This window comes from Opacimonas viscosa (assembly GCF_024199005.1).
GTDB classification, from domain to species: domain Bacteria; phylum Pseudomonadota; class Gammaproteobacteria; order Enterobacterales; family Alteromonadaceae; genus Opacimonas; species Opacimonas viscosa.
This window is the reverse complement of sequence record NZ_JANATA010000009.1, coordinates 1-16,360: the sequence shown is the minus strand read 5'-3', so window position 1 is coordinate 16,360 and position 16,360 is coordinate 1. Positions and strand designations below refer to the sequence as shown.

The following is a 16,360-nucleotide window of genomic DNA, read 5'->3' as shown; positions in this document are numbered from 1 at the left end:
ACAATTTACATAAGGGAACTATGACAATTATGCAAGATTTTGCTCACCTCATTGAAGCACGCGCTAGCTATCCATTTTCTGATCTCGGTGTATTTCGCACCGAGCTTGGTGATTATGTTCGAGTTTTTATACCCGATGCTGAAAAAGTCGAAGTCGTTGATGCGAAAAACAAATGCTGCGTCATGTTGTTGCCTATGGGTGATGGGATCTTTGCTCATCCAGAGCCCCAAAACATTCCCACCCATTATAAGCTTCGAGTTACTTCTGAGTATGGTAAGCGGATGATCTATGACCCTTATGCATTTAAAGATCAAGCTTACCATGCCGTGCATTTTATTGACCATGCAGCGGCGAATGTCTATCAGCAACTAGGCGCTCAACAGGTTGTCGAAAAAATTGGTCGTAAAAAAGTGCCTGCAATTCGTTTTGCGGTATTTGCACCTAATGCCAGTGCAGTGTCGGTTATTGGCGATTTTAATGGTTGGCATGGTGCTGCTCATCCGATGCAAAAAACCGATTTAGGATATTGGGTCTTAATTATCCCAGAAGCGCAAGTGGGTCATAGATATAAATATGCCATTAAAGATGCCCAGGGCCATGCGCTACCCCACAAAGCCGACCCAATTGGTTTTCAAGCAGAACAATACCCATCTCATGCTTCAGTGATTGTTGACCATACTGCGTATACATGGTCGGACAGTGAATGGCAAAAACGGAAACACATGCCTTATAGCCAGCCAATGAGTATCTATGAAGTACAACTTGCATCTTGGCGAAGACCATCTGATGGACGTAAATATCTCAGTTATCGTGAGTTAGCGGTTGAATTAGTGGAATATGTAGTGGATATGGGGTACACCCATATCGAATTGATGCCCATTTCGGAGTACCCGTTTGATGGTTCATGGGGGTATCAGCCTCTGGGACTTTTTGCACCAACAAGTCGTTTTGGTACGATTGATGATTTTAAGTTTTTTGTCGATGCTTGTCACCAAGCAAATATCGGAGTCATTATTGATTGGGTACCCGCTCATTTCCCTGAAGATGGTCACGGTTTAGCGCGTTTTGATGGTTCTTGTGTGTATGAATATCAAGATCCTAAAAAAGGCTGGCACCCTGATTGGAACTCATGTATTTACGATTTTGGTAAAAATGAAGTCCGCCAATTTTTAGTCGCCAACGCTTTGTTTTGGTGTGATAAATTTCATATAGATGGGCTGCGGGTAGATGCCGTTGCTTCTATGCTGTATTTGGATTACTCACGCAATGAAGGCGAGTGGATCCCTAATGTGGATGGTGGTAATCACAATTATGAAGCTATATCCTTGTTGCGCTGGATGAATCAAGAGGTATACGCGGCTTTCCCTAAAGCAATAACGATTGCTGAAGAGTCTACCTCATTTCCAAGAGTATCTCGTCCTGTAGACATAGATGGGCTAGGATTTGGGTTTAAGTGGAACATGGGCTGGATGCATGATTCATTACATTATATTAGCAAAGATCCTGCATATCGCCGTTATCATCATAACGATATTACATTTAGCATGGTATACGCATTTGATGAAAATTTCGTGTTGCCGATTTCTCATGATGAGGTGGTATACGGTAAAGGTTCTTTAATTGGAAAAATGCCAGGCGATGAATGGCAACAAGCCGCTAACTTGCGGGCTTATGCTGCCTTTATGTTTGCTCATCCAGGGAAAAAATTGAATTTCATGGGCAATGAATTTGGTCAGTTTCCTGAGTGGGACCATGACGGACAGTTGGCCTGGGAGCATTTGAATAACCCGAAGCATGTGCAAATTCAACAGTTGTACAAAACTTTGAATCACACATACAAAAATACGACTGCGTTACATGCTATGGACCATGAATATACTGGTTTTGCTTGGTTAGATCATCATGATGCAGATCGTTCTATTCTCAGTTTCAGAAGATTTGACCCGATAACTCACACAGAAGTGACTATTATTTGTAATTTTACTCCTGTGCCACAAGCAAGTTACATAGTCGGTGTGGCACAACCTGGAGAGTTTCAGTGTATATTAAATACGGATGCTGAAATGTTCGGTGGTAGCGCTTATCCCATTGCGGATTCTTGGCACAGTTTGCCCCAAGAGTCACATGGATTACCTAACCAAATTACCATTAGTCTGCCGCCTCTGAGTTGTTTGTACATTGTCCATGCAAATGATTAAGGTGTATTGTGATTTAGTTAAGCGATAAATATTGTTTTACACAAGGTCAATAAACCATTTATGTTAGATATTCAACATTCAGCTTTAGTCTCACACTCTGTTCCACTAGGTGCCTCTTGGTCTGGTGAATCAGTTAATTTTGCGATCCACGCACCCAAAGTAAAACAACTGCGCTTATGTTTTTTTCATCCAGATACCAATGAATTGCTAGCGGTATATGAGGTACGCCACAGAACCAAGGATACTTGGCATATAGCAGTACCCAAAATGCACTTAAAACATGCCTATATTTACCAAGCTGCTGATGTAGAAAAGTCGGTGAAAGATTCAGGCAGAGTCTTGTCAAACAAAGATTTGAGCAACGTTACGACAGATGATGAAACTGTGTGGCGTTTTGTCTCCGATCCTTATGCGAAAACATTAACCAGTTTATGGCATTGGGATGAGACTCGTTATCAGCAAACACCTGAAGCTTTTTTCCCCAAAGCGCTATTGCATACTCTTGTTGAGTCAGATAATCCGAAACAGTTTTCACACACACCGGTGATTGCTCCTAAAGACAGGGTTATTTATGAAGCACATGTTAAAGGCATGACTCGCTTACACCCACAAGTCGCTCCTGAGTTGCGCGGGACATATCTAGGCATGGGCAGTGCCGCGGTGATTGCGCACCTAAAAGCGTTGGGTGTCACGACAGTGCAACTGATGCCGTTGATGGCTTTTATGCCCGAACCGTTCATCACCGAAAAAGGTTTAACCAATTATTGGGGCTACAACCCCGTTTCATTTTTTGCTCCTGAGCCTAGGTATGCGAAACAAGATGCTCATAGCGAATGTCGAGAAATGATTGCCACACTCAAAGCGGCCGGTTTGGAAGTGATTTTGGATGTAGTATTCAACCATACCGCAGAAGCTGGACCGGATGGTCCGACGATCAGTTTTCGTGGTTTAGATGATCATTATTACACACAGATGCCTGATACCGGTCATTATGCGAATTATTCCGGCTGTGGTAATGTACTAAACTTAGAACATATACCAACAATGAACTTAGTATTGGATGCAATGCGACATTGGGTAAACGTGTATGGCATTGATGGTTTTCGCTTTGATTTAGCCACTGGGCTAGGTCGAGAGCCGCATACCTTCAACCCTCGAGCAGCATTTTTTAAAGCCCTGCAACAAGACCCAGTATTACAAAATAAAATTCTGTTAGCAGAACCATGGGATATCGGTGATTATGGTTATCAGTTAGGCAGTTTCCCAAAGGATTTTCTCGAGGTCAATGATCAGTTTAGAGATTCTGTCCGCGGGTTTTGGCGCGGTGATCGCGAGCTTACTGCAACATATGCGACGCGGATGTTTGGCTCACGCGATATCTTCCATAAAGGGCAACGTGCGATCCATACATCGGTGAATCCGATCACTTATCACGATGGATTTACTTTGCATGATATTGTGACTTATAACAATAAACATAACGATGCTAATCTTGAAGATAATCGTGACGGGCATAACCATAATCTTTCTTATAACTACGGGGTTGAAGGGGAGACGGATGATGTGGTGATCCAATTACTCCGAGCTCGCCAAAAACGCAATTTGTTTGCCGCGATGATCTTCGCTCAAGGCACGCCTCATATTTTAGGTGGGGATGAACTTTCGAAAACTCAAATGGGCAATAATAATGCCTATTGCCAAGATAATGAATTGAATTATTTGCACTGGGACTTGGATCAACAAAAACAAGATTTTTTGATGTTTTGTCAATACTGCGTCGCACTGAAACAGAGTTCAGAGGTATTGACCAATGTGCAGTTAGCTGATGATACCTATTATGCTGATGTCAACGTTGCTCAAGTGAACTGGTACAAAATCGACGGTTCTGATAAAGGTGATAGTGATTGGCATCTACCCAATGTACAAGGGTTTGGTTTTGAAATTATTGGTCAAGCAGGTTTAGAAGATAATACGAACGAGCATTGGTTGTTATGCGTCAATGCGGCAATGAATGATGAAATGTTTCGTTTACCCAAATTAGCGCCTGGGTCACGCTGGCAAGTATTACTGGATACTCGCATGACAAAATTTAAGCCAGATGCTTTTTACATTCCCAAGCCTGAATTTGTGATCTCAAACCGCAGTATTGTATTATTTAAAAAGGAACAAATTTAACACATATCGTTAACAATCTGCTAACATATAAGATATCGTTATGTAGTCATGTTTCCTTAACCAAGAGAATAATAATATGGTCAAAACAATTTCCACAGAACATTTATCACCAGATGCCTTTTATGTGACACAAGAAAAAGGCACAGAGCGTCCATTTACCGGTGAGTACAATGCACACTTTGCACCAGGTACGTATCATTGTGTTGTATGTAACGAAGAGTTATTTCATTCTAAACACAAATTTGACGCGGGGTGTGGCTGGCCGTCTTTCTTCGATCAAAGTTCAGCAAAAAATGTAGATTTTCGTCCTGATCACTCTCATGGTATGCGTCGGACTGAAATTGTTTGTAAAGGTTGTGATGCTCACCTAGGACATGTTTTTACCGATGGCCCTGAGCCGACTGGCGAACGTTATTGTGTAAATTCTGTTTCTTTACAATTTAATCAAGACGAAAACACATAATTTCCCTCGCTTTTAGTCTTATATTTTGTAAGTGGATTTCGAGATTTTTGAACGAGGGATCCACTTTTTTTGGAGATTATGTGAATTTGTAGTAAAACTACATAAAGAATCCTATAAACCCCCACCTAAACCGATATTTTTGTAATAATCACACAGTTTGGCAAGTGCGAAGTCTTTGCTTACACTACCCGTGTACTTCTCATCTACATAGGTAAAACAATGAACCAACAAGTTGAACAGGATCTCCAAAATAGCTGGCAAGAGCGTCAGGAATACGCCGAAAAGATGTTGCCTCTAATTGGTAAACTTTATCGTAATAAAGCCATTGAAATATCTGTCTATGGCCGTTCATTATTAAATGCGAGTGCCATTGATGTGATAAAAGCGCATCGTACAGTACGTTTGCATGAAGGCCAGAAACTGCGTTTGCGTGAATCGTTTCCGATTTTGGCTGCCATTGATGAATTAACACTGGCACCAGCACATGTAGATATTGGTAAATTAGCTTATGACTTTAACTATGGTAGTGGCAAAGAAGAAACTGATTTACAGGCATTTTTAGAACAGCAACTTGCTCCAGTGCTAAATAAAACTGACGATCAAGAGCCACAAGACGTGGTCTTGTATGGTTTTGGTCGGATTGGTCGTTTACTTGCGCGTTTGCTCATAGAGCGTCAGGGTACCAACAACAAATTACGTCTTCGTGCTGTAGTGGTGCGTGGTGGCAAAGACGGTGATTTAGAGAAACGTGCTAGTTTATTGCGTCGTGATTCTGTGCACGGGCCTTTCAACGGTTCAATTACGGTTGATAATGAACGTAAAGCGATTTTAGCAAACGGTTCTTATATCCAAGTTATCTACGCGAATGGACCACAAGAAGTTGATTACACGCAATACGGCATTAAAGATGCTATTGTTGTCGATAACACTGGTATGTGGCGTGACCGCGACGGTTTAGGTTTGCATCTACAATCTAAAGGCGCGAAAAAGGTTGTTTTAACTGCGCCAGGCAAAGGTGATATTAAAAATATCGTATACGGTGTGAATGACAGTGAGATTGCGGATAATGATACAATTATGTCTGCAGCAAGCTGTACGACAAATGCTATCACGCCAGTATTGAAAGCACTCGATGAAAAATACGGCATTGCTAATGGTCATGTTGAGACGGTTCATTCTTATACCAATGACCAAAATTTGATTGATAACTTCCACAAAGGTGAACGTCGCGGGCGCAGCGCACCTTTGAATATGGTACTTAGTGAAACAGGTGCGGCTACCGCGGTTGCCAAAGCCTATCCTAAATTAGCTGGTAAGCTCACCGGTAATGCGATTCGAGTACCTACACCAAATGTTTCAATGGCAATTTTAAACCTAAACTTAGATAGCGCAACCAGCAAAGAAGACGTCAATGCTTACTTGCAACACATGTCACTATTTTCTGATTTGCAACATCAAATTGACTTCACACAGTCTACCGAAATTGTCTCTAGTGATTTAGTGGGAGCCCGTGCAGCTTCAGTGGTGGATTCATCTGCAACGATAGTAGCCGATAAACGCTTAACGTTATATGTTTGGTATGATAATGAGTTTGGGTACAGCTGTCAGGTCATGCGCGTTGTCGCTGACATGGCTGGTATATCTGCACCTTCATTACCAGCATAAACGTCCTTCATAAAACGCTACTCAGGATTAAAACTTCATGAGTAGCGTTTTTTTTATGGGTAGGTTTTGCATTTTTACAGCGATATTGTGTCGTCAAGTGGAAAAGGGGGGAAGAAGCAGATAAATTGTTTTCGTTATGAGTGCAGTAGACACCGGTGCATTTCACTTGTATGGTAGAGCTACATACAGCACATTCATTCCAGTAACCTTTGCTCGCAGGTGTATATTGTGGCGTTTTTCAAGTCTCTTTTTAAAAAAAGTTCACCGCAGATGCATACCGCTCTCAGCCATTCGCAGCAACCAACACAGCAGGACAATAGCGATGGTGATCCAACTGTCCAATCTGACTCTGCTGAGCCAAATCGTACTCTAATGCAAGACCAGGTTCCGCAGCAAAACCCTTCCATGGTTTCTGACAAGGTAATCACTACTAATAACAATTCGGCACAAAAAGCACTGCTAACAATGGCTCGTTGGGGCAAAGAGTGCATCATTTTTATCGTCATTTTTGTCGGGATTCTAGCTTGGCAACAAAAAGATATGCTGAGTGCCGATGGGAGTGTCGTGGTACCGAATGCAGAATTTGTTTCCATAGATGGTAAAACACAAGCCCTACTAGCTTCTGACAAACCGACATTACTGTATTTTTTTGCGCCTTGGTGCAAGGTTTGTGAATTATCTATTTCTAATGTAGATACTTTCGATCCGAATCAGGTAAAGGTTGTGAAAGTCGCATTAGAATATGCCTCTGCTGAAGAGGTTGCCATTTTCGCTGACAAAACTCAAACGCAACGCAATATTGTCTTTGGTACTAAAGCGGTACAACAACAGTTCGCCGTCACCGCTTTTCCTAGTGTGTATATTGTCGAACCGGATGGGACGATTGTGGGTAGAAGTGTTGGCTATACAACATCCTTGGGGTATAAACTGCGTGTTGCTTTTGGCACACGGTAACCTCTTAAACGCAAGCCTAAGCAGAATAACCTTTACTAGGCAAGGCCCCACAGGGTGTGGTAAATTACCAAAATAACAACAAAAAGGCTCATCCATGACGACATCTGTATCCATAGCTCCTACGGCACTTGTACCCATTCGTATTTCCAGTAATTTTGATAGCGGTAACATAGCCGTAATTACAGCAAACTCTCCAGACAATATTCGCCTACAGATCCCCAATGATAATGCTTCAGAGTTTTATCAGTGGTTTCATTTTCGTTTACATAGCACCCCGATGGTACCGCACACTCTGGTCATTGAGGATTTAGCCAACTCCGCTTACCCCAAAGGGTGGGAAGGCTATCAAGCCGTGGCTTCGTATGACCGAGAAGAGTGGTTTAGAGTAGATACCGACTTTTCTGGTGACGAATTAACCATCAGCTTTACGCCTGAATATCCTGTCGTCTATTTTGCCTACTTTGCCCCTTACAGTTACGAACGCCATTTAGATTTATTGGCATCGGCACAAACGTCGTTTGATTGTCGTCACGAGCTGTTGGGTGAAACACTTGATGGTCGTGATATTTCTTTGTTAGTCGTTGGTGATGAATATGCAGACACTAACCCCCTAAAAATATGGATCACAGCACGACAACACCCAGGAGAGTCGATGGCTGAATGGTGTGCTGAAGGCTTATTAGAACGTTTGTTAGATGAAGATGATGGTCTTGCTAGAGAACTATTGCAACATGCGGTCTTCTACATCGTACCAAATATGAATCCGGATGGGAGTGTGCGCGGTCATCTGCGTACTAATGCTGCCGGTGTTAATTTAAATCGTGAATGGCAAGCACCGAGTATTGAGAAGAGCCCAGAAGTGTATTACGTGTTACAAAAAATGCATGAAACTGGGGTTGATATGTTTTTGGATATGCATGGGGATGAAGCGCTGCCATATAACTTTGTTGCGGGCACCGAGGGCAATCCAAATTACAACGAACGGATTGCCCATCTAGAAAACATTTTTAAATCCACTCTTATGAGTACGACACCTGAATTTCAAGATACCTACGGTTATCCCAAAGATCAGCCTGGAACAGCAAATCTAACCATTGGCTGCAATGCGGTGGGCCATGCCTTTTCTTGTTTAGCCTACACTTTGGAGATGCCATTCAAAGACAATGCAGATTTACCGGATGCAGCTTATGGATGGTCTATTCCACGTTGTCGTCAGTTGGGTGAGGATATGTTAGTAGGTATAAGAGCTGTAGTTAAGCAGTTAAAAACAGAGCAACTTTCCAAATAACTATGACAGTAGAGCATTGACAGTCTGTCAGGCTCTGCTTACAGTACAAACAATCAACATAAAAATAAAAGGATAAAATCCAGTGGAAGCACTCAATAATCTATTCATTACGATTGATTCATTCCTTGGTAGCGCATTTTGGTTCCCTTATGTGTTATTAGGCGTGGGTTTATTTTTTACAATATATTTAAAATTTCCCCAAGTACGTTTTTTCAAACACGCTTGGTTAGTTGTCACTGGGAAATTTGATAAAGCAGATGATCCAGGTGATACCTCTCACTTTCGTTCATTGACAACTGCCTTATCTGGCACCGTCGGTACCGGAAACATATCAGGTGTGGCTTTTGCGATATTCTTAGGTGGCCCAGCTGCACTATTTTGGATGTGGGTCACTGCATTCTTGGGGATGACCACAAAATTTGTGGAGGTCACACTGTCCCATAAATATCGAGAAAAAACCGAAGATGGCACCATGGCCGGTGGTCCAATGTACTTTATGGATAAAGGTTTAAATATGAAATGGTTAGCAGTTGCATTTGCCGTTGCGACCGTAATCTCATCTTTTGGTACGGGTAACTTACCCCAATCAAACGGTATTGCTACTGCGATGGAAGCTACCTTCGGATTTGATCCGATGATTGTCGGTGGTGTCCTAGCGATTTTACTTGGTTTGGTCATCATTGGTGGTATTCAGCGGATTGCCGCAGTGACCTCAAAAATTGTGCCGCTGATGGCCGTCGTTTATATTGTTGGTGCTTTAGCCGTTATATTTGCAAATTTAGGGAATATTGGACCGGCGTTTGCTGCCGTTATCTCTGACGCATTTACCGGTAGTGCGGCTGCGGGTGGTTTCCTAGGTGCGAGTTTAGCATATGCCTTTAACCGAGGCGTAAACCGAGGGTTGTTTTCGAACGAAGCGGGACAGGGTTCCGCTCCAATTGCCCACGCTGCAGCGAAAACTAAAGAACCCGTAGCAGAAGGCATGGTTTCGATTCTTGAGCCATTTATCGATACTATCATTATCTGTACGATTACCGGTTTGGTCATCCTCTCTTCAGGTGTCTGGAAAGAAAAGCATCACAACGTATTTGATGCATCAGATATGACGATTATTGCTGGACAATATTCAGAAGCGAATCCCGTTGACTTAGATGCATTATACAAGCACCTCAATGGTGTGGAAGGTAGTTCAGTACAAACGTTCACTGGTCGTGTTGCGATCATGAATGGTGTCGTACAAAGTAACGATATTACTGTGATGAATGCGCGCTCTATCGCTGAAGATGTCCGTTTTACAATCGGTGGCACTGAGGACCTTTATTCTGGCATGTTAGTGATCGAAAACGGTGTACCGCAAAAGGACAATATTGTCGTATCGGGTAAGTCTTTGGTGCACTCGGCTAAGTTAACGACACTTGCATTTACGCGTGGTTTCTTTGGTGATTTTGGTCAATACATTGTATCTATAGGTTTATTGTTATTTGCCTTTTCTACCGCCATTGCTTGGTCTTATTACGGTGACCGAGCCATGACATATTTGTTTGGTCCGAAGTCTATCATGCCGTATCGCGTGGTGTATGTCGCAGGTTTCTTTTGGGCTGCCTTTTCTGATACGACATTAGTTTGGACGTTCTCAGCTATCGCGATTGTGGTCATGACCTTACCAAACTTGTTTGGTATCATGATGTTGCACAAAGAGATGAAAAGTCTAATGAATACTTATTGGGACAAGCATAAGAGTAAGAAGTAGTCAGCAAAGGCGACTTTTAGTCTTAAATTATACCTGTTTTACAAAAGCTGATATTATGGTGATATCAGCTTTTTTTATGCACGAAAACTTTGTGCCCGTTGTAACCTTAAAGCGTAAAACTGTGAACACCATTTGTGGGAGAACTGTGATGTTAATTGACTGTCCATCGTGTAAAAAGAAAATTTCGGATAAAGCCAAAGCTTGTCAGCACTGTGATTTTACAGTAGGAGCGAATGATGCGGATGCCTTATTGCGCAAAAAAAAGATGGAGCGTTATGCTAAACACCAATCTTTACAAACACAGTCTTTTGTTGCGATGTTATTGTTTTTAACGGGCTTTGGTATGATGTATTGGGGCGAGCCAGAAATTGGCAGTAATCAGCATAGCCTTGCAATGCTAATCTGTGTGGTTGGATTCGCATGGTACATCATTAACCGTGCACGCTTAGTTATGATCAAAGGTTTTAATTTCAAATTTTGGAAAATCTAAAACATCACACACATATCGCTGTCATTACTTTGATAGCGATATAAATACAGATAATTACAATAAATTATCACAAACAGAGAAATACCGCCTTCTGAGAAAATGTAAAAGGCACAATCAAAACTGGCTCATATTTGAGACTTACTAGTAAGGATATATCATGGATATTGAACAACTTGTTGCCGCTATGACACCCGAGGTATTTGCTACCCTTCAACAAGCTGTTGAAACAGGTAAGTGGCCAAACGGCGCTGAGTTAACCGCGGAGCAGAAGGATAATTCACTGGCTGCAGTCTTGTTGTATCAAGCAAAAGTTGCCCAAACGAACGAGCATATGACGATAGGCGCGGACGGTGAGATGGTGCATAAATCAAAGTCTGAGTTACGCCAAGAATTAAAGAACGAAACAGAAATTATGCGAACTAAACTCGCGGATGACTAGATACTCATTTCACCACGAAGATCTTCTGCTAACAGTTTCACTGCGTTAGCATAATCCGAGGTTTGAGAGAGCACAAAATGTAATTTTGTCAACGCAGCTTCCGGTGTCATGTCATAGCCTGAGATAACCCCAACATCCGCTAAAGTTTGGCCGTTTGCATACCCAGTCATATTTACTTTTCCTCGCAAACATTGGGTACAGTTTAAAATAATTACACCGCGTTTCCTGGCGGATTTAAAAGCATCAAGCATCGCTTTATTCTGTGGAGCATTGCCGACACCATAGGACAACAAAATTAATGCTTTGACGGGCTGTAATAATAAATTATTGATAACCTCTTCACTAATGCCCGGGTAAAGACTGATTAACCCTATGGGTTGTGCTGTAATTTGCTTGAGCTCGAGTGGTGCATAAGAATCTGGCGCGTGACTCAGTTCACCTGCTTTTACTTTAATTGCTATGCCAGCTTCTATTAATGTAGGGTAGTTGGGAGACGCAAAAGCTGAAAACCCATCTGCATCGACTTTTCTAGCACGATTCCCCCTTAATAACTGATTATTAAAAAATAACGTCACCTCTGGTATGGGGTAGTTTGCGGCGATATACAACGCATTTAATAAGTTGACTTGCCCATCAGAACGGAGCTGTGCAATGGGTATTTGTGAACCCGTCACAATGATAGGTTTCTGCAAATTTTGACACATAAATGATAGTGCTGACGCGGTATACGCCATGGTGTCAGTACCATGTAAGATAATAAATGCATCATACTTGGCGTAGTTTATTTGGATATCATTGGCAATTACCTGCCAATCACTCGGTTGCATATCTGATGAATCTAATAGCGGGGCATATTCTTGAATAGTGAATTCAGGCATTTCAGGACGATAAAATTCAGGCATGTTTTTTAAGGTTTCAGATAAAAAACCAGGTACTGGGACATAGCCTGATGAGGATGGCTGCATACCAATCGTACCACCTGTATATGCTATATAGATCTTCTTGGTATTTTTCAGCATAACATTGGCTACCTTGTTATTATTCTTAGTTGAAATTGTATTTTTTTATACGTTATTAAGCTGTTTAGTTCAAATTAAGCTTTGTTTATTTATTATAAAGGGGAATGAAGTTTTGACCATAAATTTTATGAAGTGCATGACAAACGCCATCTACAAATTGGGTTGTGAGCATTTACTTTATACCTATTGTTTGCCTCCGTTAGCGCTGTTACAACAGCAGCAGCCTAAGGAGAACGCCTTAAACAAATCGACACATTTATCGCTGAAGGGGGTAAAGAAACCGTATTATGTTAGGAGAAAATGCACTTTTGACTGACGAGATGTACACTAGTTTCACGCTAGGCAAACGGAGTTTCAAATCATTAAGTAGTTAAAACTATTTAGATTTTTTTCAGAAATGTTGGTTCTCAACTATACTCAAATATGGACGATATATAGTTGTAAAGCATAAAACAGTAAATGGAGTTACTCATGCGCACTAATAATCTTGTAATATCAATCATATGTTTGGGTTGGTTGAGTGCCTGTGGTGGTGGCTCTAGTGGATCATCACCAGGCCCAGCCCCCGTTACTCCTAATAATAGCGCACCTGTTGCGAATATTGCCAGCCCGCAGACTGTCGATCTGAATGAAACGATCGTTTTAGATGGTACCCAAAGTTCTGATGCGGATAATGATTCACTAACGTATGCTTGGTCAGTTATCAGTCAGCCCAACTCAAGTGACCTATCTTTATCTGGGGATTCTGCCTCTAGGGCGTCATTTATACCAAGCGTGGCCGGACAATATGTGTTTGGTTTGCAAGTAAATGACGGCCAAGTATCATCCACGCTTACGACTGTTACACTCACAGTTAATCCCCCTCCAACACCACCCCAAGCTATTCCAAGAGCTGATCAAACCGTTTCTGTGGGGGAAACGGTTTTACTAAATGGCTTAGCAAGCACAGCTGGTAATGGTGGCACTTTGGTATATACATGGACCTTACAAAACAGTCCTAGTGGCAGTAATGTACAATTAGAAAATTCTAGTCAACCGGTTCTGAGTTTTGTCCCTGATGTTATAGGGGAGTATACATTTCAGTTAATTGTGAATAATGGTCAGTTAATTTCATCACCAAGTGCAGTCTCGATCACTGCAGAAAGTGCTGATAACCCTCCTCAGGGTAAAATTCCGCCCGCATTATCTGCACGTTTGGGTGAGAAGGTCTTTTTGGATGCTTCATTTTTTACAGAACAAAGTGGTGCGCCATTGACGTATTCTTGGAATATTCTAGAAATACCACAAAATGCGCAGATTGAATTAAGCGATAGCCAGTCTATTCAACCCAGTTTTGTCCCTTTACTCTCAGGTACATACACTTTTAGTGTGGTTGCCTCAAATGGGAATAAAGTATCAGAACCAGCTGTTGTCCAGGTCAATATTGCATCTGAAAATTTACTCCCTACCGCAGATGCAGGCCTTGACCAATCGGTATTAGTGAATACATTGGTGCAGTTGGACGGTGCTAATAGTGCAGATTTAGATGGTGATTCTCTGACTTACACATGGGCTTTTACTGGGGTCCCTGCAGACCAAGCTGTGAGTTTAAATAACCCTAGTCTGATCAGTCCTAGTTTTACACCTAATGCAGTAGGCGATTACACTTTAAGCTTAATTGTTAATGATGGCGTTACTGACAGTGTGGCTGATACCGTGACTATTTCAGTTGTCCCATTAAACCGTCCACCGGTTGCCGCACTCAATGAACTTTCTGACATTACCTTGGGGGCTTCTGTGGATCTAGATGGTTCACAAAGTACTGATTTTGATGGGGATAGTATTTCTTTTCGTTGGTCACTCGTCACTCAACCGGACGATAGTCAGTTAGATTTTAGTGAGAATACTGCTCAAGGTTTTAGCTTTATTCCGGATGTCTCTGGTGCTTATGTTGTACAACTAATTGTTAGTGATGGTGCCTTAGAGAGTATTCCTGTTACTCAACTATTCAATGTTTTACCGCCAAACACAGCACCGGTAGCTGACGCTGGTTTTACTCAAGAAGGTTTACAAAACTCTGAATTGACATTAGATGGTTCTGCTAGTTTTGACCCAGATGGAGATGCATTAACATTTGCCTGGTCTGTGCTAGAGCAACCTGTCGGTGCTGCTGTCGAATTAAGTGATGTGACTGCGGTGCGTCCTGTTTTCACTCCTACTGAGCTAGGGACGTATATTTTTGCATTAACGGTTTCTGACTCTGTAGATGTCAGTACTGAGGTACGGATTAGTATCACAGTTAAACCTTTGAATACATTGCCTGTTGCTAAGATAACTGGCGTGTCAGATGGTAAGGTTGGGGCAGTTATCGAGCTGTCTGGTGAGACAAGTTTTGATTTAGAAACTCCGCTTACTACCTACACTTGGCGTTTAGTTGGACCAGAGGGTTCTAGCACTAATTTGGCAGCGACCCAGGGACTAACAACCTCATTTACACCAGATCTTGCTGGTGCTTATGAAGTGTTTTTAAGGGTTAACGACGGTACTCAAGATAGTGAAGAGCAAAGTCAAGTCCTAACTGTTACCGACGTTGAAAATAGCGTTAATCTCCCCCCCACTGCAAATGCTGGTAACGATCAATCTGTATTAGTGGGGCAGTTAGTGACTTTAGATGGGGGATTAAGCAGTGATATTGATGGCGATACTCTGGCTTACAACTGGAGTCTGACGCTTAAACCAGAGGGAAGTTTAACTAATTTAAGTAACAGCACAACGGTAGCACCAAGCTTCATTCCGGATCTACCTGGTACTTATTTAGTGCAATTGACAGTAGATGATGCTCAAGTCAGAAATGAGAGGGTTACATCCAATGTTGCCAGTGTTGTGGTCATTGCAAACCTAGAAAATTCAGCGCCTATAGCACATGCAGGAGATGCACAAAGCTTACTCCAAGGGACCGTCGTACAGTTAAATGGAGAACAAAGCACAGATCCTCAAGGTGATACTTTAACGTTCGCTTGGCGTTTTGTCACTCGACCAGAGAGTAGTGTCGCGGAGTTGTCTAACCCGCAGATTGCTGATCCTGTATTTACTGCAGATGTGGTTGGAGAGTATGTGCTGGGTTTGATCGTAAATGACGGAGAGTTTGATAGTCCATTAGAGCAAGTTATTGTCCGTGTTTCTGCGCAGAATGCACCACCGATAGCCAAAATCAACGAGATTGAAAATGCGTATAGGTACGCTCCAGTAACTCTTGATGGTTCGTTAAGTAGTGATGTTAACGACGATATATTAAGTTTTAGTTGGTCCATATTAGTCCCAGGTTCAACTGAATTTGTAGGGCAAGATAGCCAAAGTGCTGAGTTAACCTTTACGCCAGTTCTACCAGGGCAATATACAGCTATACTCTCTGTGTCTGATGGTGAATTTAGTGCACAAGACCAATATACGTTCGACGTGACCGATAATCTGACTTTGTTACGAGCGAATCCTATCGCACCAACACAAGTCAATCAGTTAACTATTGGGCAAGAATCATTTTTAACGGTTGTGGACACGATATTGGTGAGCCAAGGAGAAGTATTAACTATTATTGATAACTTGGATTTACTTGCCTTTGGCAGAGACTATACCATCAGTAACTTACGCGTCCAAACCTCAGATAGCACTCTACTTTATCGACCCATAGTAAATATCCAAGATGGCCAAATGATTACTGACGGTGAGGCGCTAAATATCTTAATTAGCTCAACATTGACCAACGGCGAACTGATTGAATACCGAGTACAATTTACGATTGCTGAGACGGGACAACAAATATTATTGAGATATGCAGTCATCGTAAATGCATTATAACAAGATGACTAAATAGAGCTAAAAACACATGTGAACTACCCCGCGACAGAGCAAGTCTGATCACGGGGCTTCGGCTGTAAAGCTT

Annotated in this window: 11 protein-coding genes; 10 read left to right on the top strand and 1 reads right to left on the bottom strand. The window is 42.0% G+C overall.

Features of this window, described 5'->3' with window-relative positions:
• Positions 1-29 precede the first annotated feature (29 nt).
• The 9 genes from glgB (at position 30) to NLF92_RS06390 (ending at position 11,422) form a co-directional block, all read left to right on the top strand.
• On the top strand, positions 30-2,198 hold the full coding sequence (gene glgB, locus NLF92_RS06430) for a 1,4-alpha-glucan branching protein GlgB (RefSeq protein ID WP_254099988.1): 2,169 nt from the start codon (positions 30-32) through the stop codon (positions 2,196-2,198).
• 60 nt (positions 2,199-2,258) lie between these two features.
• Positions 2,259-4,373, top strand: a complete 2,115-nt coding sequence (gene glgX, locus NLF92_RS06425; protein ID WP_254099986.1) for a glycogen debranching protein GlgX — start codon at positions 2,259-2,261, stop codon at positions 4,371-4,373.
• 76 nt (positions 4,374-4,449) lie between these two features.
• On the top strand, positions 4,450-4,836 hold the full coding sequence (msrB, locus tag NLF92_RS06420) for a peptide-methionine (R)-S-oxide reductase MsrB (protein ID WP_254099984.1): 387 nt from the start codon (positions 4,450-4,452) through the stop codon (positions 4,834-4,836).
• 219 nt (positions 4,837-5,055) lie between these two features.
• On the top strand, positions 5,056-6,501 hold the full coding sequence (locus tag NLF92_RS06415) for a glyceraldehyde-3-phosphate dehydrogenase (protein WP_254099982.1): 1,446 nt from the start codon (positions 5,056-5,058) through the stop codon (positions 6,499-6,501).
• 270 nt (positions 6,502-6,771) lie between these two features.
• A complete protein-coding gene (locus NLF92_RS06410) occupies positions 6,772-7,455 on the top strand; it encodes a thioredoxin fold domain-containing protein (RefSeq protein WP_254099980.1) in 684 nt (227 codons plus the stop codon).
• A 136-nt stretch (positions 7,456-7,591) separates the two neighbouring features.
• Entirely contained in the window at positions 7,592-8,743 is a 1,152-nt protein-coding gene (locus NLF92_RS06405; RefSeq protein ID WP_254100149.1) for a M14 family metallopeptidase, read from the top strand.
• An 82-nt stretch (positions 8,744-8,825) separates the two neighbouring features.
• On the top strand, positions 8,826-10,493 hold the full coding sequence (locus tag NLF92_RS06400) for an alanine/glycine:cation symporter family protein (protein ID WP_254099978.1): 1,668 nt from the start codon (positions 8,826-8,828) through the stop codon (positions 10,491-10,493).
• A 148-nt stretch (positions 10,494-10,641) separates the two neighbouring features.
• Positions 10,642-10,983 (top strand): hypothetical protein, encoded by a 342-nt coding sequence (locus NLF92_RS06395; protein WP_284700378.1) that lies wholly within the window; start codon positions 10,642-10,644, stop codon positions 10,981-10,983.
• A 157-nt stretch (positions 10,984-11,140) separates the two neighbouring features.
• Positions 11,141-11,422 (top strand): YeaC family protein, encoded by a 282-nt coding sequence (locus NLF92_RS06390; RefSeq protein ID WP_254099974.1) that lies wholly within the window; start codon positions 11,141-11,143, stop codon positions 11,420-11,422.
• Here NLF92_RS06390 and ansA read toward each other — a convergent pair.
• Positions 11,419-12,441: an asparaginase gene (ansA, locus tag NLF92_RS06385; RefSeq protein WP_254099972.1), complete on the bottom strand. Its 1,023-nt coding sequence runs from the start codon at positions 12,439-12,441 to the stop codon at positions 11,419-11,421. The two genes, NLF92_RS06390 and ansA, sit on opposite strands and share 4 nt — an antisense overlap.
• A 471-nt stretch (positions 12,442-12,912) precedes the next feature.
• Between ansA and NLF92_RS06380 the strand changes: the two genes are divergently transcribed.
• Entirely contained in the window at positions 12,913-16,275 is a 3,363-nt protein-coding gene (locus NLF92_RS06380) for a PKD domain-containing protein (protein ID WP_254099970.1), read from the top strand.
• Positions 16,276-16,360: the final 85 nt, after the last annotated feature.

Coding starts and splice junctions, on each gene's coding strand:
- NLF92_RS06395 (WP_284700378.1), top strand. CDS start 10,642: ATGTTAATTGACTGTCCATCGTGTAAAAAGAAAATTTCGGATAAAGCC.
- NLF92_RS06380 (WP_254099970.1), top strand. CDS start 12,913: ATGCGCACTAATAATCTTGTAATATCAATCATATGTTTGGGTTGGTTG.
- glgB (WP_254099988.1), top strand. CDS start 30: ATGCAAGATTTTGCTCACCTCATTGAAGCACGCGCTAGCTATCCATTT.
- NLF92_RS06410 (WP_254099980.1), top strand. CDS start 6,772: ATGCATACCGCTCTCAGCCATTCGCAGCAACCAACACAGCAGGACAAT.
- NLF92_RS06415 (WP_254099982.1), top strand. CDS start 5,056: ATGAACCAACAAGTTGAACAGGATCTCCAAAATAGCTGGCAAGAGCGT.
- glgX (WP_254099986.1), top strand. CDS start 2,259: ATGTTAGATATTCAACATTCAGCTTTAGTCTCACACTCTGTTCCACTA.
- ansA (WP_254099972.1), bottom strand. CDS start 12,441: ATGCTGAAAAATACCAAGAAGATCTATATAGCATATACAGGTGGTACG.
- msrB (WP_254099984.1), top strand. CDS start 4,450: ATGGTCAAAACAATTTCCACAGAACATTTATCACCAGATGCCTTTTAT.
- NLF92_RS06390 (WP_254099974.1), top strand. CDS start 11,141: ATGGATATTGAACAACTTGTTGCCGCTATGACACCCGAGGTATTTGCT.